This is a genomic window from Massilia aurea, from assembly GCF_014200505.1.
In the GTDB taxonomy this organism is placed as follows: domain Bacteria; phylum Pseudomonadota; class Gammaproteobacteria; order Burkholderiales; family Burkholderiaceae_D; genus Telluria; species Telluria aurea_B.
The window spans coordinates 305,801-325,766 of sequence record NZ_JACHBX010000004.1 but is presented as its reverse complement, the minus strand read 5'-3'; the positions used below and the strand labels follow the sequence as shown (position 1 = coordinate 325,766).

The window sequence follows — 19,966 nt, the reverse complement described above, 5'->3', positions numbered from 1 at the left end:
GACTGCATGAATAGGACAATCACGGGCTGTTGTAGGAAAAAGTGCGGCATCGGCGCAACGGCGCCCGTGCGATTTCCACGCGCTTGTGCGTGCGCAATCCGGCTCGGGCACGCGCCGCTAGAGTAGTGAATGCACTTAAGCAATATTTCCGAGGCATTTACCGCGAAAGGAAGCACCACCATGAAACTGATCGCTACCGCCGCCCTGTGCCTGGGGCTGGCCTCGACTGCCGCCCTGGCCAATGAGCCGACCGAAAAGGACGCCATCGCCATGGCCGAACGCGGCGCCGCCCTGATCAAGGCCAAGGGCAAGGATGAAATGATGAAGCGCATCAATGCCAAGGACCCGGAATTCGTCCAGGGCCCGCTGTACATCGACCTGCGCGACGTCAAGACCGGCATCGTGCTGGCCCACCCCTACAACCCGTCGATCGTCGGCAAGGACCTGACCGACGTACCCGATGCGAACGGCAAGAAGTACCGGCGCGAGATCATCGAGCTGGCCGCCGCCAAGGGCAAGGGCTGGGTCGATTACCAGTACAAGAATCCCACCACCGGCAAGATCGAACCCAAGACGACCTACATCCTGCTGGTCGACGGCGTGGTGCTCGAAGCGGGCATCTACAAGAAATAAGCCTGCGCCGGCCTCGCGCATCCCCTGCTGTCGCTGCCGTCGCCCTGCCCGCGATGGCAGCTTTTTTTGTGGAGTGACCCATGCTGAACAAACTGCGGATCGGCCAGAAACTGCTGCTGGCCCCGGGCCTCGTGCTCGTGCTGCTGACCATGCTGTCAGGCGCCGCCTACTATGGCATGGTGCGCCAGAACGCCTCGCTGGAACACATGGTGCAGGTGCGCGCGGCGCGCCTGCAGGCGGTGGCCGATGTCGCCGGCGAGGCGCGCTTCGTCCACGCCAACGCCTACCAGTTGCTGGCCTGGACCAATGGCAGCTTCGCCGAGAACCGCTTGCGCGCACTGACGGCCGATATCGGCCGCCGGCACGCCGCCATCGGCGACAAACTGGGCAAGTTCGCGCACGCCGCCGAACGCGAAGAACGCGCGCCGGTCGCGGCCTCGCAGGCGGCGCTGACGCGCTATCGCAAGGCGATCGGCGAGACCATCGAGATGGCGGCCGTGGACCAGTCGATCGCCACCAATGCGATGCAGAAGGCCGAGCAGCAGTTCGGCGCGCTTGACGCCGCGCTGACGCAACTGGCACAGATCGAAAAGACCATGAACCAGGAAGCCTACGCCGCCGCCAGGGCTGAATTTCGCACGCTGGGCTGGACCATGGCTGGCCTGGTGCTGCTGTCGATCACACTGTCGCTGGCGGTGACGATGCTGGTGCGGCGCGCGATGCTGGCAGGGATCCACTCGATCGCGCACACGGTCGGCGAACTGGCCGAGGGCCGGCTCGACGCGCCACCGGTAGACGCGCAGGGCCGCGACGAAATCGCCGACACGGGCCGCGCGCTGGATCACACGATCGCGCGCCTGAATGCGGCGCTGCGCAGCGTGATGACGGCGGTGCGCTCGATCGATACGGCGTCGCGCGAAATCGCCACTGGCAATATGGACCTGTCGAGCCGCACCGAGATGCAGGCCAGCTCGCTCGAGCAGACGGCCAGCACGATGGAGACCTTGACCACGGCGGTGAAGGACAACGCCACCAATGCGCGCCAGGCATCCGAGCTGGCGGCCGAAGCGGCGCAGCTGGCCGCGCGCGGCGGCCAGGCGGTGCAAGGGGCGGTGACGACGATGGAATCGATCCAGGCCAGTTCGCGCAAGATCGTCGAGATCATCGGCGTCATCGACGGCATCTCGTTCCAGACCAATATCCTGGCCCTGAATGCAGCGGTTGAAGCGGCGCGCGCCGGTGAACAGGGACGCGGCTTTGCCGTGGTGGCGTCCGAAGTGCGCACGCTGGCACAGCGCTCGGCGGCAGCAGCCAAGGAGATCAAGGGCCTGATCGCGGACTCGGTCAGCATCATCGAACGGGGCAACGCGTCGGTCAGCGAAGCCGGCGCCAGCATGGGCGATATCGTCTCGTCGGTGCGCCAGGTGAACGACATCATCGGGCGCATCAGCATCGCCAGCACCGAGCAGGCCGACGGCATCGCCGACGTCAATCGCGCGGTCGGACAGATGGACAGCATGACGCAGCAGAATGCAGCGCTGGTCGAGCAGGCCGCAGCAGCGGCCGAAAGCTTGAACGAGCAGACCGTCAATCTGGCGAAGGCCGTGGCGATCTTCCGCATCGCACCGGGTGACGACGACGTCGAAGAGGTGGAAGGAATGGAAAAAGCGCACGACGACGCGCCGGCGGTGGGCTTCCAGGGCGTGGCCGATCGCCGCAGCCGCGCCAGCACGATGCGCGCGAAGCCGGTGCCGGCCCTGCCGCCGGCGACAACGCGCCGCCGCGGGTCGGCTTAGTTGCGCGCCTGGCTACGGATTGGCCGGCTCAGAAAGCGCGAGCCGGCCAGGCCGAAGCGCCACGGCACGTCGACCGCCTTCGAGATGCCGATGCGGATGCCTTCCACGACGACCAGTCCCGCCTCTGCCGGCAGTAAGGTAAACGACGCCCCCTCCAGCGCCATTCCGTCATGCGCACGCGTCACGCCCAGCGCCTGGCACAACTTGCCCGGCCCCGAACACAGCGCGCGCTCTTCCAGCGCATCGCGCCGGGCGCGCATGACGTCCAGCCCCGCCACCGGCTCCAGCGCGCGGATCAACACCCCAGCGCCATGCCCCGCCTCGCGGCACACGAAGTTCAGGCACCAGTGGATGCCGTACGAGCGGTAGACGTAGGCATGCGCTGGTGGACCGAACATTGACGCATTGCGCTCGGTCTCGCCGGCAAACGCGTGCGAGGCCGCATCTTCGCGGTCATAGGCCTCGGTCTCCACGATGCGCCCACCCACCCCGTCGAGCAGCACCGTCACCCCGATCAGCTGGCGCGCCACGGTGGCGGCATCGGCGGAAAAATCAATTCCTGCAATTGTCGAAATAGCCATGTCGGGATTCTAGCGCGCACGCCAGTGCCCTGGCGCTATGGTGGAATTGCTACATTAACCAGTTGATTTGCACATTGCCTTGCTGCAATATTTTGGCGTGTGGAGTATAGTGACACGTTCCCCCGCAACGTCCGAGATGCCCTCTCGTGCCCCGCCATTTCATGAATACCGTCGTCGAATCCGCCCCCCAAACCGACCAGGTCGATGCCCTGATCAAGTCGATCCGCATTCCACCGCGGCCGAGCCTGCTCGCCGATCTGCAGCGCGAGCTGGGGGCCGACGATCCATCGCCCGACGCCATCGGCCGGATCGTGGCGAGCGACGTCGGCATGTCCGGCGCCCTGCTCAAGCTGGCCAATTCGGCCGTCTACGGCGGGCGCCGCAAGGCCAAGTCGATCGAGCAGGCCATCCTGTTCCTGGGGATTAACCAGGTCGCGGCCCTGATGACCGGGCTGCTGGCGCGCCAGGCGATTCCCGTGAACAGCGCCGCACTGGCCAGCTTCTGGGACATCTCGACCCGCCGCGCGCACGCGATGGTGTTCCTGACGCGCCGTCTGCGCATGGGCGAGGCCGACGTGGCGCACACGTTCGGCCTGTTCTGCGACACCGGCGTGCCGCTCCTGATGGACCGCTTCAAGGATTACGACGTGACCTACGGCGCGGCGTCGATGGAAGCCCATCGCCCGTTCACCGACCTCGAAAACGAACGCCACGCGACCAGCCACGCCGCGATGGGCTGCCTGCTGGCCCGTAACTGGGGCCTGTCCGACCACGTCGCCTGGGCCATCCTGCATCATCACGATTTCGCCGTGATCGACGACGCCGCCACCGCGGGGCCGGTGCGCTCGCTGGTCGCCCTGTCGCTGCTGGCCGAGAACGCGATCTGCCGCTACCAGGGCCACGCCGAGTCGAACGAATGGAACAAGGGCGGCGTCGCCGCCTGCGCCTATCTGGGCCTGTCGGACGAAGAAACCGCCGAGATCATGGACGAACTGCTGGAAGCGTTTCACGAAGACTGAGTTTTGACTTCGCCCGCAAGGGAGCGGATACTGCCTTGTCAGTACGCTCGTTTGCAGGAGGCGCCATGCGCTGGGTATTGTTCAATTGGCTGTCGCTCGGTTGGCTGTTTTTGTCCATGCTGCTGGCCGGCTGCGCCAGTCTCGCTCCTCCCCCTGCCCCGCCAGCGGCCCTGTTTGCCGATGCGCGCTTCGCGCCACCCTCAGAGCCCATCGGCGCGCATGACCTGTTCGCGCTCAGCACCGCGATGCGCACTTATCTGAACAGCAGCGCATTCACGTCGCGCCTGCGCACCAAAGGCCTGCAGCACGGCCTGGTCGATGCGCTCTACAGCAAGTCCGACCTCAAGCTCGAGTACGAATCGACCACCACCCGCACCGCCAGCCAGACCTACGCCGCGCGCACCGGCAACTGCCTGTCGCTGGTGATCATGACGGCGGCCTTTGCCAAAGAGCTGGGCATGCCGGTCCGGTTCCAGAGCGTGGACGTCGACAACACCTGGAGCCGCACTGCGGGCCTGTACCTGTCCAGCTCCCACATCAACGTCAGCCTGGGCGAACGCCCGGCCGACGCGCCGCGCGGCTACCACCCGCAGCGCGTGCTGGTCGTCGATTTCATCCCGCGCGACGAGGCCGCGCGCCTGCGCACGCGCGAGCTCGAAGAAGACGACATCGTCGCCCTGTTCCTGAACAACCGCGCCGCCGAAGCACTGGTGCAGGGCCGCCGCGACGACGCCTACTGGTGGGCGCGCGCGGCGGTCCTGGCACGGCCCGGCGTGGCGAGCACGCTCAACACGCTGGGTGTGATCTACCAGCGGCATGGCGAACCGGCGCTGGCCGAGCGCGCGTTCCAGGCCGCGCTGGTGCGCGAGCCCGAGAACCTGGCAGTGCTGCACAACCTGCAGCCGGTGCTGGTGGCGCTGGGCCGGCCACTGGAAGCGGCGGCGCTGGCCGCGCGCATCGCGGCGGTTGATCCGACGCCGCCATATCACTATTTTGATCTGGGCACGGCCGCGCTCAAGGCCGGCCGCTATGACGACGCAGTGGCCCACTTCGCGCGCGAAGTGCAGCGCGCGCCGTACAACGACGAGTTCCGGTTCTGGCTGGGCGTCGCCCACCTGCAGCTGGAGCACGTGCGTGATGCGCGGGAACAGATCGCGCTGGCGGTCGACCACAGCACGCGGCAGGACATGCGCGAGGTGTACGTGGCGAAGCTGGCGTATCTGCGGAAGATGGCGGCGGGGACCGGGACGCATATCCGGTAGGCAGGCTCGCAAACGAGGCACAATCCCATGTCAACGATCCCACTGAAACTTACCGATGAACTCGAGCAGCGCGCAATCGATGCTGCCCACGTGCTTGGCATCAGCTCGCATGCATTCATGGTCGAGGCGATCCGGCAAGCCGTCCATGCGGTTGAGAAGCGTGCCGCCTTCGTTGCGCAAGCTCGTGACGCCAGAGCAGAGATGTTGGCGCAGGGCCAGGGCTACGCGCCCGACGACGTGCGCGCATATCTGCATAGCCGCCTAACAGATCGGTCGGTGGTCAGACCTGCCAAGACACCCTGGCGCAAATAGGCTGCGCGAGTCGCGTTCTCTGCGGCCTGGAACGGGTCAGCGTCGTCAGTCCACCAGCTTTTGCGCAAAGGGCATCGCCGCATCCGCCGGCGAGGTCGATGGTAGCAGCACCGTCCGATAACCTGCCGCAGCAAATCGCGGTGCAAATTTCCCCGCCGTCTTGCCATTGAAGCCGACGGTTTCAAGCAGCAGACAACGCTACGCAACAACGGCAACATAAAAGCGCTTGGCCTTGCAACTAAAGAGCAATAATAGCCGTCAATAGTTTCCGGCTTGTCGGGCAAACTTTTCAAGGTCAAGTTTGGAATACCTCGTGCTCTCAGCTATTGGCTTTGTCGCATATACGTATCGAATAAAATCTGACCAGTAAAGACCCTTTGTCTCATCTATGATGTATTCTAGTATCTCTTGTGTTGGTCGATCGAGACGAGGCAAAATCGCATCGGGGCGAACTCTGATTACCTGTTTCGGATCGCCGTAAAAATTCTCGGTTTCCATTACATCAAGCATAGGCGATCGTTTCGCAGCTTCTACGACGTCTTCGACATAAGGTCCAAAGTTGTTAAAATACCAGTTTATTGAAGTAAGTTGCCGCCCATTTCTCACACAAGAGTTCCAGTCTGCCAAATAAACCATCTTGGTTAATCGAGCCTTCGACAATTCTTGAGGGCGAGGATATCTTAAGCAGATATACAATAAAATATCGTCAATTCCCATTTAGGAAACTCCATAAGGGTTCAAAACTGTGTCTAGACGTATGATATGACGTACATATTGTGCTGCGTGATGCGCGTGACTACCCAACACCGGCTTTATTTGATCTGGATCGAAATGACTTTCATTAGTACTTTCTAGAACTATCACAGCAAACTTACTACCATCACTTATATTCCTCAGGGCGAAAGCGTAATAGCAGCGTGATGGCATTCTCAATCTCTGCAACGTATTTTCATGGATCGAGGTACCATAATTTCCCAACACTTTATTGGCCGCTTTGCTGTATTTTGGAACGCTTGTCTTCATTGGCAACTTATTTATAAAGGCGTCGTCCCCGTTTTGCAAAACAGCACCAATTATTCCTTCGTTCGCAGGAATGGTTACTCGACCCTTACTATTGTAACGAGACGTTGCACAATGGCGAAAAACCATACGCATTACGCCCGATTCGCCATCATAACGGTAAATGCTGGCGCGACACGAGTCATCGAAATTCGGAATTTCCGAACAGCAATATCTCTTTAAATGTTCATGTAAAGCGTCGTAATAGTACTTCTGAGTTTCAGCATGATCTTCTTGCTCGTTTTCCAGGTCTCGGGCGAAAGTTTGACGTGCAACTTCATTGGAAGCAGCATCTGCTTCCAATTTTTCTACGCGTGCGGCGGTAATAAATACGCCAGCACCCGATATAAGCCCAAAAATAAGGCCAAAAGCTGTGTACGGAACAGGCGATGCCCAATTTAATCCTGCTTTAGATACCGCCCAAAAATTGGGTTTCGGAGTTTTTGCGTTAGATTTCTTAAGTTCGTCATGTAGTTCCCCCTGTGCGTCTTGATACCAAGCGCCATACCATACTGAGCCTCCGCCCAATGCTAACGCACTAGTAAGTTGAACAACAGCCACTAGTCTTGCATGCCTGATAAAAAACGCTCTTGTCGCATCAAACAAAGCCATAGGCCATCACGAATTATTAATTTGCAACGATGTTATCACAATGGCATGAATAAAGGTAGTTGGCCTTTCTGTCTTTTGACATATTGAAACACACGACACTTTGATAGTCTATCTGGTCAAATGATCTACTTGCCCTGAAGCCAAGGTCTGAGGTCAATACCGCCGATTCCCGCTGTGGTTAGTCAGTTACGTATGAGCCAAAAGTTTTCTTGGAGCAACTAAACCGTAAAGAGAGAGTAGGCCAACAAGCCAAAAGTTGAGGAAGCGGCGCTGCCAGCGGCTGTTATGATCGAGGCAAAGCACGGCTTCCGTTCACCGCTAAGTACAAAGCAGTTAGTACCTACAGACGGGGACATGCCGCGCGTACTGCTCGCTCGAGGTATCGATCTTATCGTTGGGACAGGTCGGTACTGCTTTGAAGTCTCGACGCTGGAGAATATGTGGAATTATCAGGTACAAGTGGAAATTCGGGCGGTGCCGCTGGGTACGAGTACCAGGCTACTGCCTCGTTATACGAGGCGCTGTTGCTAATGTTGGGCGAGCGGCGCGTGTCCGAGGTGGTTATCGAGCCAGACAACCATGAGGACATGTGTGCCAAGATCGTTGTGAAGCCGGCCTCGCCCGACAAGGTATCGTCGGTCATGACTGTGCTGGCGGAACAGGACCAGACGTTTCTGTACCAAATGAAAACGCTGTCTCATGACGTCTGGACGGTGGCTGCGTTCAGACGCGTTCTCGCCGGAAGCACGGCGTGGCATGAGGCGGACGAGCCTACGCGGCGGCGGCAAAGCGCACTGCAGTTGCTGTTGGACGACGAAACACTGCACTACCATTTCATCACTAACGCACAGGTCAAGAGTGAACTTCGATGCCTTGTCGGATCGTTCTCCAATGCGCCAGCGCTACCAGCGAAACTATTACCGAAAGAGCTTCTTGACCAGCATGATTCCATTATCGGGCGCATCCATATCAAACCGGATGCTACGGAAAGGTTGCTCGTCGCCGATACCTTAGAGCTGCTGCGGACAAAAGGTGGAGTACCACACGTTAATGTAACCGCATGTCGGACCGAACTGAAAAACCTGTTCTGGGACTGCATCTTGGGTCGCCGTACCAATACCGTTTCTGCCGACGAAGTCGCGGCGGTAATGGCGAGGCATGGAGCACGGCGTACGGCCCTGCCCGCGCCGTATTATGTGCCGCCTTCGAACGCCGACGAGGCGGCAGCCATCTTGCACGATACGGGGTGCGTCATCGTCATCGGCCCGCCCGACATCGGCAAGGCGGCGTTGGCTGACCACTTGGCGGCCGGCTTCGACCTCATTGACCATCCCTGTCAGCATTTTACTCTCCGGAATTTGAACGATCTGGAAGACAAGCTGAATACAATTGGCCCTGTGCTATTGATCGCGAAGAATGGCTGGAGTTTAGAAAGTGGAAGCAAATCCACTCCCGCAGCCGATCTAGCCGCCCTCCTCAACCGCCGTGGGGCAGACAAGTATCTGATCATCACTTGCGACACCGGAGTGTATGCACGACTGCCGAATTATCTGCGTACTCACCTAGAGCCGCATGTAATTGAGCTGGGCTTGGAACACTACGATGCTGACAGGCGGTGGAAAATTGTCGCTAACCACGCTGGTCTATATGGATGGCAGCTGGCATCGCTTCAGGCCGCGCGTGAGATGCTGCTGGAGATGCTAACGGAGCCGTTCAGTTTGGCATTTTTCGGCATTCTGGTGCGAAAACGTATAGGTGAAATGGTCCATCCCGCTGAAAAGCAGGAGGAAGAATTCTTGTCCTTGTTCTCGATGTCGACTTCCCACTATCGCCAACTGGGCCACACGCTTATGAAACCGTCCGAGCCGAACGGCGAATTTTTGGGCCAGTTAGCGCGCGACGCGCTGCGAGACACGACCGGCGAGCGCACGTTATCTCTCTTGGCGAGTTTTCCTCATGAGCCGACGAGACATGCAGCTATGCTGCTCGGTTGGTTTGTCGTTATGGAACGGCACCCTAAAATCAGCTTAAATCGTCATCTCCCTAACATGATCGATATCGCGAAGCGTGTACACGAGAACACACAAGTTCAATTGACGCCAGCCGAATATATCGAACACCTGCAAATGATGGGCGTTTTGACGAGCACGGACGGCGATTGGTATACGCTCGACAATAACTCTTCGGACGCGATGCGTCGGCTGGTGTTGGAGAAACGTGCTGAAGTTCATCCGGTGCTAATGGAGGTCGCGTTCGAATTCACGCGTCCGATGCATTATGAAAATTTCGGCAAGCAGCTTGAAGGGATCTCAAGGCTGATCCTAGCTTCATATACCGAGCGTCCGTTGCACGACTATGCCCTGGTCAGGGTCGCGCAGGCAATCGATGCTCATCTTCCTGCAGCACTCAATTTGCCGAATCGCTTTCACTACGTTGCTAATGTCGAGGCGGCAATGGAGTGGCCTTGGGGCGCTTCTCCCACGGCCCGTCTGCTCTATATGCTTCATCCCGACCGCCTCGCGAAGACTCAGGAAGTGCCTTCGTGGAAATGGATTACGGCGGGTTGGCGAAGCGAGATTGGCGAACCCCATGAAACGGCACTCGAAAGTTTCGTCCGCCGCATTGTGATAGATTTCCTTCCTTATACGCGGCACAGCTACGCGAACGTGTCGAACCGCCTCATACAATTTCTATTTCCCTCTCAAGCACTTCGCGAAGACTGCATTCGTCGCGCATTGCACGCGCTCGAAGACTACGGCTACACAGACTTTGGCGACGGCCGCCACGACGATGTTGACCTATTCCGCAATTGGCCGACGCTTCTCGCGCTGCTGGCCGCCGTCAACGCAAAGCCCTTTGTTTCGTTATTCCCACCTGTGCCGAAATGGGATTTGTAAGTGGCCCTATTTCAGCTTTTCGCTAACGAACAGCATGCTATGGGACAGTGCGCGACTAGCCCGAGAAAAGTATTAGTTTATTTCTGAGGTCGCCAAGCAATCCCTTCGTTGCCGTCCGTTGTAGTAAAACTGGCCCAGCCTCTGAAGTAAAAATAACCGATAGCGGACGGTCAGAGCAGAAAATACTGGTACGGTTGCTTAGCTCTCCAGAGCAAATAAAAGCTTTTGTTAAGCGTTCTAATCGCTAGCGGGCAAAAGGATTTGCGTACTCAATTGCGCTGGTCATCTTGTTATAGGCGACAGTAATCGGATCGCTCTTTCGAGAAACGTCAAACCCAATCCCGGTGAGTACGCCTTCGCCTTCTTCGTGGCATCGCCTAGCGAACTCAAAAAACGCGTCGCTTAGCTTGGCGTAATCCTCCTTGTCGGCTACCTTCGGTATGAGGAGCTTTGCCCTCCTCTCGTTTGGAAGCTCAGCCCAGATCGAAAAGCCCATAGAGAATGGATCAGTCTGGTCAACCTTCCCAGTGGTGCCGAACATCGTAGGCTCAACTCTAGGTATCTCCATGGTTCTCTGCGTCAGCTTAGCCAAAGCATCTTTAAGAACCAAGTAATGGTCTTTGCCCAACTCCTTCAGCATCCCGCCAAAGTAATTGCTTCCTATGAAAGCAGCACTCACAGTCATCATGGTCCACATGATGCCAGCGAGCGGCCCTCGAGGCTCAGTCGCCTCCAAATGTACCTCCAACGACCCATCGCTCACCGTCCTAGCGAATTCTTCAAAGGAGGCGGCGGGCATGCCGGTTTGATAGATGACAGCTAATGTAGGTCTCATGGTTTCGATCTGCTCTAGAGGTTTAGGTAACACACAACGTGATGGATTGTCGCATTTTCAAATGCTCTACGGCAGCCTTCAACTGCTGAACCTTTCCCCTCTACCAAAATACACCAAGGGCTGGACGTTTTGCCCGCCTCGGCCGACAGTCGACCTCTACCGACAGTCCACCTCTATTTTTGGCGCACTGCTTGAAGTTGCTTCCATATGGCGGCTCCAAGCGCTCGCTACGGGCCGAGTGCAGCCTTAACAAGATGTTTGCTAGGCTAAAAGACGCGTCATGCGCCCAGATTTGGAATTCGCACGTGGATTGTGTCAATCGCGGGGACTACCTCGTCCAGCAACGCGATTGCCCGCTTTGGATCTACGACCTTCTTCCAAGCAGCCAGCTTATCGTCGAAAGACATATGAGCGTAGGCTGGGGATGACGAAGGCAATACGAGGGTTTCGAACCCTGCCATGCTAAAGCGTTGCTCGGATTTTCCGGAGGTCTTACCGTTGAAGCAGACGCGGAAAAGATGAGGGCTGTGCCGTAGCAAAACGCCGAATTCGTTGGCCTGTGCCTGGCGAATAGCAGCGTCCAAGCTTCCTTCACGTTTGCAAGTAGCGATGGTGTCCCACAAGCCGATCTGGTGAGCAAGCAAGCGAGCTAATCGCTCGTCGTAATCCATGTCCGCAAGAGGCTCGTTTGTCACTGCAGACATAAGCCGCCAGAACTGATTCCTTGGATGGGCATAGTATCGCTTTGCCGAAAGTGACGCTCCACCAGGAAAACTCCCAAGTATAACAATACGGGTTTGTTGATCAAGAACGGGCGGCAAGCCAACTAGCATAGGCACAACTTTACTTGTAGTGAGTTAGACGTAGCAACATGTGAAATGAGTACTTCATCTCCAGATCACGATTGTGTGAATGGGCCTGAACCCTAGCGCCATGTAGGTTCTGAGCCCATTTTACATATATACAGAACAAGCCTCGTCACGCATAATTTGGTGCGCATAATACTGTCCGGCCGCCAGCGACGGCGCCCGGAAAACTGCCCAGCACGAGAATGCGGGTCGTGGCGTCGATCACGGGCGCGAGGCCGGTGAGCGGTGGAACAGGAGCACAAGCAGATGCGATGGACATGGCGCCATTGTAGCGGCGCGCCGCCGCAGCACGTCGACGACCGGCCGCCGTGGCCGGCAGCCGGTACGTCACACACAGCGCAGCCTTACTTCATCCACACCGCGTAATTGCTGCCCGACGTCTGCAGCACCCAGCCCGTGCCGGCCGGGCTCCAGGCGTTCGGTCCGATCTTCATCGCGAGCTGGCGCGTGTTGCCCGTGACGACTGCGGCGTACAGTCCCTGCACCGCCTGCTGGATCGCCACCGGCGACGTCGACGTCACCCCGGCTGCCCGGCGCGCTGCCATCAGCGCGGCAATCGGCGTCTTCAGCCCCCAGTTGTAGATGTGCGGGTAGTACACGGTCGGAATGCCGGGGTGGCTCAGCACATAGGCGTAACCCTGCATCACCGAACCGCACGGCACCGCCCAGTGGTTCTGGCCGTTGCCGCAGCTTTCGGATGGACCGGTATCGTGGTTGTCGACGAACGTCACTGCCATCGCCGGCCACCAGCCGATGGCGCCCTGCGGCTTGCCCGCGGCATCCTTCAGGCGCCAGTAATTACCGTTGGCCAGCGCGTCGTTAAGCAGGCCCTTGGTGGTGAAGTCGAACGCGCCGCAGCTGTTGCTGGTCCCGTTAATCCAGTTCATGATTTCCTGGCGGTGCGCATCGACGTTGTTCAGGTTCAGGTCGTTCCACAGCTCACCGACGCAGAATTCGGCGTTGAAGGCATTCGCATACTGCCCGACGTAGCTGGGGCTGAAGCCCCGCACATAGTCCACCCGCATGCCGGTAAAGCCCACGGGTTTGAGCGTGTAGTTCAGCCACGTGGTGATGCCGTTCTGGACTTCGCCGACGTTGCGGTGGTCCAGGTCACGTCCGCCGTTGAAGCCGAGCGCCGTATCGGCGCTGCCCAGGCCGCAGTTGCACTCGTCGTTGTTGACGATCGAATACGTGGTCCAGTTGGGATTGGTGAAGTCCGACCAGCCGGTGGTACCGACGCGGTGGTTGACGACGACGTCGGCCACCGCCTTGATGCCACTGTTCGTGAACGCGCGCACGACGTTGGTCAGTTCGGCCGAGCTGCCGTAGGCGGAATTCAGGTTGTTCAGCTGGCGCGGCAGATAGCCCTGCGAGGCCGCCGAATCGGACGGCGGCGGGAACCAGACGTGGCTAAAGCCCATGGTTTTCAGCTCGCCCACATTGCCCTGCAGGGTGTTGTACCAGTTCGGGCTCCTGGCGCTCGACGAGTTCCAGTGGAAGCCCTGCAGCAGCACGGCTGAACTGTTACCCGCCTGGGCAGGCGGGGTGGCGGCCAGGGCCGGGTTACTCAATGCCACAACGCTGGTGGCAAGCATGGCAATGATGCTTTTCTTCATTTTGTCTCCTCCGGTGTAATTGACGTGTTTCAGTCCTTCAGGACATCGATGGACGTACTGTTGGTCACGTAGATAAACTACGCAACTGGTTGCCATGGTCTCTAAGCGGACGCTTTCGGCCCACAGATTCTGTTCCTGACGTTTATTAGAGTCAATTGAATCCGGATATTTTTGTAGTTTTGCTACACAAACGAAAAAAACGGCGGTGCGCTTGCACGCACCGCCGCAAAGGGCAAACAACTTTTCGTAGGGTGGGCGGCTATGCCGCCCACGCGTTCAAACCAACCTCGCTCAGCGATATGCCACGGCTAGTTGAACGCGTGGGCGGGAGACCCGCCCACCCTACCTCCACGGATCAGCGTTGCGCCACCGCCGCATTTACTGGCTGCGCTGCATTTATTGGCTGCGCCGCATCCCAACCACCGCCCAGCGCGCGAATCAGCGCCACCGTCGTCAGTGCGCGCTCACCGCGCAACTGCACTGCCGTGCGCTCCACGACCGCCAGGTTGCGCTGGGCGTCGAGCAGTTCGAGATAGCTCGAGCGGCCGGCGTCGTACAGCTTCTGTGCCAGGTCGGCCGAGCGGCGCGCCGAGACAACGGCCGCGTCGATCTCACCGGCCTGCCCCGCCAGAATGCGCAGACCAGCCAGGTTATCCTCGACCTCGGCAAACGCCACCAGCACGCTCTGGCGATAGGTGCCCACCGATTCTTCGAGCACCGCTTCGCTGCGCACGATGTTGTTGCGGTTGCGGCCACCGTCGATGATCGGCATCGAGGCCAGGGCCCCGAGCACCCACGAACGGCTGCTCCACTTGAACACTTCCGAGAACACGCCGCCCACGCCGCCACCATCGGCATTGATGGTCAAGGCCGGGAACATCGCCGCGCGCGCCACGCCGATGCGGGCGTTCGACGCCTCCATCGCGCGCTGGGCGGCGACGATGTCGGGCCGGCGCTCCAGCAGCGACGATGGCAGGCCGGCAGGAATCGCCGGCATCAGGCTCGCATCGAGCAGCGGGCTCGGACCAGCCACGTAATCGGCTGCCGGCTTGCCCAGCAAGACCGCCAGCGCATGCTCGGTCGTTGCGCGCTGGCGCTGCACGCCAATGGCTTCGGCGCGCGCCGTGGACAGCTCGGTGCGGGCGCGCGACAGGTCGAATTCACCGATGTCGCCCAGGTCGAAGCGGCGCTGCGTGACCTTGATGCTTTCTTCACGCAGGCGCACCGTGTCGGCCAGCGTCACCAGCTCGGCATCGAGCGCGCGCAGCCTGAAATAGGTCTGCGCGACGTCGGCCTGCAAGGCCAGCAGCACCGAGCGGAAGTTGGCTTCGGACGTCGCCGCATCGCCCCGCGCCGCTGACACGCCGGCCGCCACGCGGCCGAACAGGTCGACTTCGTAGCTGGCCGACAGGCGCGCGCTGTAGCTCGTGTACGCGTCGGTCCCCACGCCTTGCGGCAGGTTCGATTCGCGCGGCGACAGGCGCGCACGCTGGGCGCCGATGCCCACGCCGACCTGCGGGATACGATCCGCTTCGGCGATACCGGCAATCGCGCGCGCCTGCTTGACGCGGCTGGCCGCGACCGACAGGTTGGCGTTGTTGGCGGCGGCTTCGTCGATCAGCGCGGTCAGCGCCGGATCGTTGAAGGCCAGCCACCACTGGCCGCGCGGCTGCTGCTCGGCCGGCTGCGCCGGCTTCCAGCGCGCGCCGTCGATGCCCGCCACTTCCGCGGCCGGCACTGGCGCCTGCGACTCGCGGAAGGCGTCCGGCGTGGCCACGTGCGGCTGCACGAAGTCGGGCGTGGCGCAGGCCGTGAGCAGCAACGCTGCCAACAGGGGCGCGACGCCCTTTGCAATCATCGTATTCATCAGTGCACTCCTTCTGCGCTGTGCGCCACCGCAGGCGCGGTGTGCACGGGTTTTTCAAAACGCTTGGCCAGCGAGCGCAGCAACACATAGAACAGCGGCGTGAGGAACAGGCCGAAGAAGGTCACGCCCAGCATGCCCCAGAACACGGCGACACCGATGGCGTGGCGCATCTCGGAACCCGCACCGCTCGAGAACACCAGCGGCACGACGCCGGCGATGAACGCGATCGACGTCATCAGGATCGGCCGCAGACGCAGGCGGCTCGCCTCCAGTGCTGCTTCGACGACGCTGCGGCCATGGTCTTCCAGCTCACGCGCAAATTCGACGATCAGGATCGCGTTCTTCGACGCCAGGCCGACCAGCACGAACAGCGCGATCTGCGTGAACACGTTATTGTCGCCACCGGTGAGCTTGACGCCGATGAGCGCGCACAGGATCGACATCGGCACGATCAGGATCACCGACAGCGGCAGCGTCCAGCTTTCGTACTGGGCCGCCAGCACCAGGAACACCAGCAGCACGCACAGCGGGAACACATAGATCATCGTGTTACCCGACAGGACGTCCTGGTAGGTCAGCTCGGTCCATTCGTACGACACGCCCTTCGGCAGCACTTCTTTCGCGATGCGTTCCATCGCCGCCTGCGCCTGGCCGGACGAGACGCCGGGCGCTGCGCCGCCATTCATCTCGGCCGAGACATAGCCGTTGTAGCGCGTGACGCGGTCCGGACCATACGTGTCCTTCACGCGCATCATCGATGACAGCGGAATCATTTCGCCCGTATTGCTGCGCACCTTGAACTGCTCGATCTGCTCGCGCTGCGAACGGAACGGCGCGTCGGCCTGCACCCGCACCTGATACGTGCGGCCGAACTGGTTGAAGTCGTTCACGTACAGCGAGCCCAGATTCACCTGCAAGGTCTGGTTGATGCTCGCCAGCGGCACGCCCAGTTGCTTGGCTTTCACGCGATCGATGTCCGCGTACAGCTGCGGCACGTTGATCTGGAAGCCCGAGAACACGCCGGCCAGTTCCGGCGTCTGCGCGGCCTTGGCCGTCAGTGCCTGGACTGCCTTGTTCAGCTCTTCGTAGCCGACGTTGCCGCGGTCTTCGATCATCATCTTGAAGCCGCCCGTCGTACCGAGGCCATTGACCGGCGGTGGCGACAGCACCATCACGAACGCATCTTCGACGGCGCCCATGCGCTTGTTGATCTCGGCGGCGATGGCTTCGGCGCTTTTCGCCTTGTCCTTGCGCTGATCGAACGACTTCAGGCCCACGAACACGATGCCGGCGTTCGGCGCATTGGTAAAGCCGTTGATCGACAGGCCCGGGAAGGCAATCGACGATTCGACACCGGGAATCTCCTGGGCGATCTTCGACATCTGGCGGATCACAGCGTCGGTGCGGTCGAGCGAAGCGGCGTCCGGCAGTTGCGCGAAGCCGATCAGGTACGCCTTGTCCTGCGGTGGCACGAAGCCCGGCGGCACCGCCTTGAACATGAACACCCCGGCCACGGCCAGCGCCAGGTAGACGCCGATCGCAGCGCTCTTGCGGCGCAGGACGCCTTTCACACCGTGTTCATAGCGCACCGACGAGCGGCCGAAGAAGCGGTTGAAGGCAGCAAAGAAGCGACCCAGCACGGCATCGATCATGCGCGTCAGGCGGTCTTTCGGCGCGTTGTGCGGTTTGAGCAGCGCGGCCGACAGGGCTGGCGCCAGCGTCAGCGACGCGAAGGCCGAGATCACGGTCGAAATCGCGATGGTCAGTGCGAACTGGCGATAGAACTGGCCGGTCAGGCCCGACACGAACGCGATCGGCACGAACACGGCGCACAGCACCAGCGCGATGGCGATGATCGGCCCGCTGACTTCCTTCATGGCCTGGATGGTCGCGTCGCGCGGATTCAAGCCATCGGCGATATTGCGCTCGACGTTTTCCACCACCACGATCGCATCGTCGACCACGATACCGATGGCCAGCACGAGGCCGAACAGCGACAGCGTATTGATCGAAAAGCCAAAGGCCAGCATCACGGCAAACGTACCGACCACCGACACCGGCACGGCCAGCAGCGGAATGATCGAAGCGCGCCAGGTCTGCAGGAAGATGATCACCACCAGCGCGACCAGCACGACCGCTTCGAACAGCGTTACGATGACCGAGTTGATCGACTCGCGCACGAACTGGGTCGGGTCATACACGATCGAGTACTTCACGCCTTCCGGGAACTCCTGCGACAACGCTTCCATCGTCGTGCGCACGTCGGCGGACAGCTGCAGGTCATTCGCGCCAGGGGCGGCGAAGATCGGGATCGCGACGGCCGACTTGTTGTTCAGCAGTGAGCGCAGCGCATACGAGCTCGAACCGAGCTCCATGCGCGCGACATCCTTGAGCAGCGTGGTGCCGCCTTCGGCATTGGTTTTCAGGACGATGTCGCCGAATTCGTCGGTGCTTTGCAGGCGCCCTTGCGTGTTCACGGTGAGCTGGAAGTCGGCGTCCTTGGCCGGACCCTGGCCGATCACGCCGGCCGCGACCTGCACGTTCTGTTCGCGGATCGCGTCGATGACGTCACCCGCGGTCAGGCCGCGTGCGGCGACCTTCTGCGGATCGAGCCAGATACGCATCGCATAGTCGCCCGAGCCGAACAGCTGGACTTCGCCCATGCCCTTGATGCGGGCCAGCTGGTCCTTCACGTTCAGCACCGCGTAGTTGCGCAGGTACAGGTCGTCGTAGCGGCCGTCCGGCGAATTCAGGTGGACCACCATCGTCAGGTTGGGCGACGACTTCACGGTCGTCACGCCGATCTGGCGCACTTCTTCGGGCAGCCGTGGCAGCGCGCGCTGGACCCGGTTCTGCACCGCGGTCTCGGCCTGCTCGACATCGGTGCCGATTTTAAACGTGACGGTCAGCGCCAGCGCGCCGTCGGACGTGTTTTGCGACGACATGTACAGCATGTCTTCGACGCCGTTGATCTGCTCTTCCAGCGGCGTGGCCACCGTTTCGGCGATGACCTTCGGGTTCGCACCCGGATACTGCGCGCGCACCACCACGGAGGGCGGCGTGACTTCCGGGTACTCGGAAATCGGCAGCATGAAGATCGAGATCAGGCCGGCGACAAAGATGATCACCGACAGCACGACCGCGAAGATCGGTTTGTCGACAAAGAATTTAGGAAAGTTCATGGTGACTTATGCTCCCGTTGCAGCCGCTGGGGTGGCCGCTGCCGGTGCTGCGGTGGCCACCATCGGCACGACCTGCGCGGCGATCGGCGCGCCCGGACGCACGCGCTGCAGGCCGTTCACGACGATCTTTTCGCCTGGTTTCAGGCCTTCGCGCACGATGCGTAAACCGTCGTCCAGCGGGCCCAGTTTGACGCTGCGGTATTCGGCCTTGCCGTCCTTGTCGACGACGTAGACGAACTTGCGGTCCTGGTCGGTGTTGATGGCGCGGTCGACGATCAGGATCTGCGGGGTCGGTGCACCGCCGGCGATCTGCACGCGGGCAAAGAGGCCCGGCGCCAGCGCGCGGTCGGTGTTGGCCAGCGTGGCGCGCATGCGCACGCTGCCGCTGCGGCTGTCGAGCTGGTTGTCGACGAATTCGAGCTTGCCGCTGTGCGGGAAACCTTCTTCGCCGGCCAGGCCCACCTTCACGTCCACCGGCTGGCCGGCGTTGGTGCGGCGCGAGACGCGCAGGTAGGTGGATTCATCGCCATCGAAGCTGGCGTAGATGCGTTCGAGCGAGACCACCGAGGTCAGGACCGCGGTGGCGTCCACCAGGTTGCCCAGGGTGATTTCAGCCTTCGACACGCGGCCGTCGATCGGCGACGTGACGCGGGTATAGGCCAGGTTCAGGCGCGCCGTTTCGTGCTCGGCCTGGGCGGCGCGCACGCTCGCATCCAGTTCTTTCTGGCCGGCCGAACGTTCGTCGAACTCGCGCTGGGCGATGGCCTTGTCGGCCAGCAGGCGCTCGGCGCGCTGCAATTCCAGGCGCGCCAGGTCGGCGCGTGCCTGCGCCGCAGCGGCGACGGCCTTGGTGCGGTCGGCTTCGGCCTGATACGGCCGTGGATCGATCACGAACAGGACCTCGCCCTTTTTCACTTCGGCGCCCGGCTTGAAGTTCACGGCCGTGATGTAGCCCGACACGCGGGGGCGGATTGCAACGACTTCGATCGCTTCCAGACGACCCGAGAATTCCTGCGTTTCCGTCACGGCGCGCTGAATGACGACCGCGCTCGTGACTGGCGGCGCACTTGGCGCTGCTGCTGCCGGTGCGTCGTCGCTGGTGGCGTCCGCGCAGCCGGTGAGACCGGCGCCGGCGAGACCTGCGATTGCCAGCGCGGCGATGATGACGCGCAGTTTGCCCATCCCTGATTGGTTATTCATGATTAACCCTTTTATTAAGAACGATGAAATACGACGATGAAAAAAAAGACAATAGAACCCCGTCCCGCGTCGCTGGCATGTCGGCCAGACGAAACGCAGGCAAAACGAATCCCCTTCCGCGCCGGGGCGTGGAAAAATTTCTGTTAGCTGATGTAGAGCCGGTGGCTTATGCCGGCGGGTGGCCGTGTGTTATCGGCAAGGCAGGTGCTGCGACTGGGCGCTGTTA

Annotated in this window: 15 protein-coding genes and 1 pseudogene; 6 read left to right on the top strand and 10 right to left on the bottom strand. The window is 60.8% G+C overall.

Going from position 1 to position 19,966, the window contains the following annotated elements; translation table 11 throughout:
• Positions 1 to 180 precede the first annotated feature (180 nt).
• Together HD842_RS18510 and HD842_RS18505 are read left to right on the top strand one after the other, a co-directional pair.
• Positions 181 to 633: a cache domain-containing protein gene (locus tag HD842_RS18510; RefSeq protein ID WP_183556227.1), complete on the top strand. Its 453-nt coding sequence runs from the start codon at positions 181 to 183 to the stop codon at positions 631 to 633.
• Positions 634 to 713: 80 nt separating this feature from the next.
• Entirely contained in the window at positions 714 to 2,429 is a 1,716-nt protein-coding gene (locus tag HD842_RS18505; RefSeq protein WP_183556226.1) for a methyl-accepting chemotaxis protein, read from the top strand.
• Here the strand turns inward: HD842_RS18505 and HD842_RS18500 are convergent.
• Complete coding sequence (locus tag HD842_RS18500; protein ID WP_183556225.1) at positions 2,426 to 3,010, bottom strand: DNA-3-methyladenine glycosylase; 585 nt, start codon at positions 3,008 to 3,010, stop codon at positions 2,426 to 2,428. The two genes, HD842_RS18505 and HD842_RS18500, sit on opposite strands and share 4 nt — an antisense overlap.
• 161 nt (positions 3,011 to 3,171) lie before the next feature.
• Here HD842_RS18500 and HD842_RS18495 point away from each other — a divergent pair, with 161 nt between their 5' ends.
• From HD842_RS18495 to HD842_RS18485, 3 genes are all read left to right on the top strand, one after another.
• Positions 3,172 to 4,029: an HDOD domain-containing protein gene (locus HD842_RS18495; RefSeq protein WP_183556224.1), complete on the top strand. Its 858-nt coding sequence runs from the start codon at positions 3,172 to 3,174 to the stop codon at positions 4,027 to 4,029.
• A gap of 65 nt (positions 4,030 to 4,094) precedes the next feature.
• Positions 4,095 to 5,291, top strand: coding sequence for a tetratricopeptide repeat protein (locus tag HD842_RS18490; RefSeq protein ID WP_183556223.1), 1,197 nt, complete (start codon positions 4,095 to 4,097; stop codon positions 5,289 to 5,291).
• Between the two features lie 27 nt (positions 5,292 to 5,318).
• Positions 5,319 to 5,603 carry a CopG family transcriptional regulator gene (locus HD842_RS18485; RefSeq protein WP_183556222.1) on the top strand — a complete coding sequence of 95 codons (285 nt, stop codon included), beginning with the start codon at positions 5,319 to 5,321 and terminating at the stop codon, positions 5,601 to 5,603.
• A 45-nt stretch (positions 5,604 to 5,648) separates the two neighbouring features.
• Here HD842_RS18485 and HD842_RS24185 read toward each other — a convergent pair.
• The 3 genes and pseudogenes from HD842_RS24185 to HD842_RS18475 form a co-directional block, all read right to left on the bottom strand.
• Positions 5,649 to 5,798, bottom strand: a pseudogene (locus HD842_RS24185) (DNA-deoxyinosine glycosylase); the annotation flags it as partial.
• Between the two features lie 63 nt (positions 5,799 to 5,861).
• The gene (locus tag HD842_RS18480) at positions 5,862 to 6,320 is read right to left on the bottom strand and encodes a Panacea domain-containing protein (protein WP_183556221.1); all 459 of its coding nucleotides are present in this window, start codon (positions 6,318 to 6,320) and stop codon (positions 5,862 to 5,864) included.
• Positions 6,321 to 7,274 (bottom strand): hypothetical protein, encoded by a 954-nt coding sequence (locus tag HD842_RS18475; RefSeq protein WP_183556220.1) that lies wholly within the window; start codon positions 7,272 to 7,274, stop codon positions 6,321 to 6,323.
• A 440-nt stretch (positions 7,275 to 7,714) separates the two neighbouring features.
• On the opposite strand from HD842_RS18475, the gene HD842_RS18470 reads away from it, so the two are divergent.
• Positions 7,715 to 10,171: a hypothetical protein gene (locus HD842_RS18470; RefSeq protein WP_183556219.1), complete on the top strand. Its 2,457-nt coding sequence runs from the start codon at positions 7,715 to 7,717 to the stop codon at positions 10,169 to 10,171.
• Positions 10,172 to 10,415: 244 nt separating this feature from the next.
• On the opposite strand, the gene HD842_RS18465 is transcribed toward HD842_RS18470, so the two are convergent.
• From HD842_RS18465 to HD842_RS18440, 6 genes are all read right to left on the bottom strand, one after another.
• Positions 10,416 to 10,970 carry a hypothetical protein gene (locus HD842_RS18465; RefSeq protein WP_183556218.1) on the bottom strand — a complete coding sequence of 185 codons (555 nt, stop codon included), beginning with the start codon at positions 10,968 to 10,970 and terminating at the stop codon, positions 10,416 to 10,418.
• Between the two features lie 314 nt (positions 10,971 to 11,284).
• Entirely contained in the window at positions 11,285 to 11,839 is a 555-nt protein-coding gene (locus tag HD842_RS18460) for a DNA-deoxyinosine glycosylase (protein WP_183556217.1), read from the bottom strand.
• Between the two features lie 380 nt (positions 11,840 to 12,219).
• Positions 12,220 to 13,491 (bottom strand): glucan 1,4-alpha-maltotetraohydrolase domain-containing protein, encoded by a 1,272-nt coding sequence (locus HD842_RS18455; RefSeq protein WP_183556216.1) that lies wholly within the window; start codon positions 13,489 to 13,491, stop codon positions 12,220 to 12,222.
• A 355-nt stretch (positions 13,492 to 13,846) separates the two neighbouring features.
• Positions 13,847 to 15,358, bottom strand: coding sequence for an efflux transporter outer membrane subunit (locus HD842_RS18450; protein ID WP_183556215.1), 1,512 nt, complete (start codon positions 15,356 to 15,358; stop codon positions 13,847 to 13,849).
• Positions 15,358 to 18,540: an efflux RND transporter permease subunit gene (locus HD842_RS18445; protein WP_183556214.1), complete on the bottom strand. Its 3,183-nt coding sequence runs from the start codon at positions 18,538 to 18,540 to the stop codon at positions 15,358 to 15,360. Before HD842_RS18445 ends, HD842_RS18450 begins: the two co-directional genes overlap by 1 nt.
• Positions 18,541 to 18,546: 6 nt before the next feature.
• Positions 18,547 to 19,740 (bottom strand): efflux RND transporter periplasmic adaptor subunit, encoded by a 1,194-nt coding sequence (locus HD842_RS18440; RefSeq protein ID WP_183556213.1) that lies wholly within the window; start codon positions 19,738 to 19,740, stop codon positions 18,547 to 18,549.
• Positions 19,741 to 19,966: the final 226 nt, after the last annotated feature.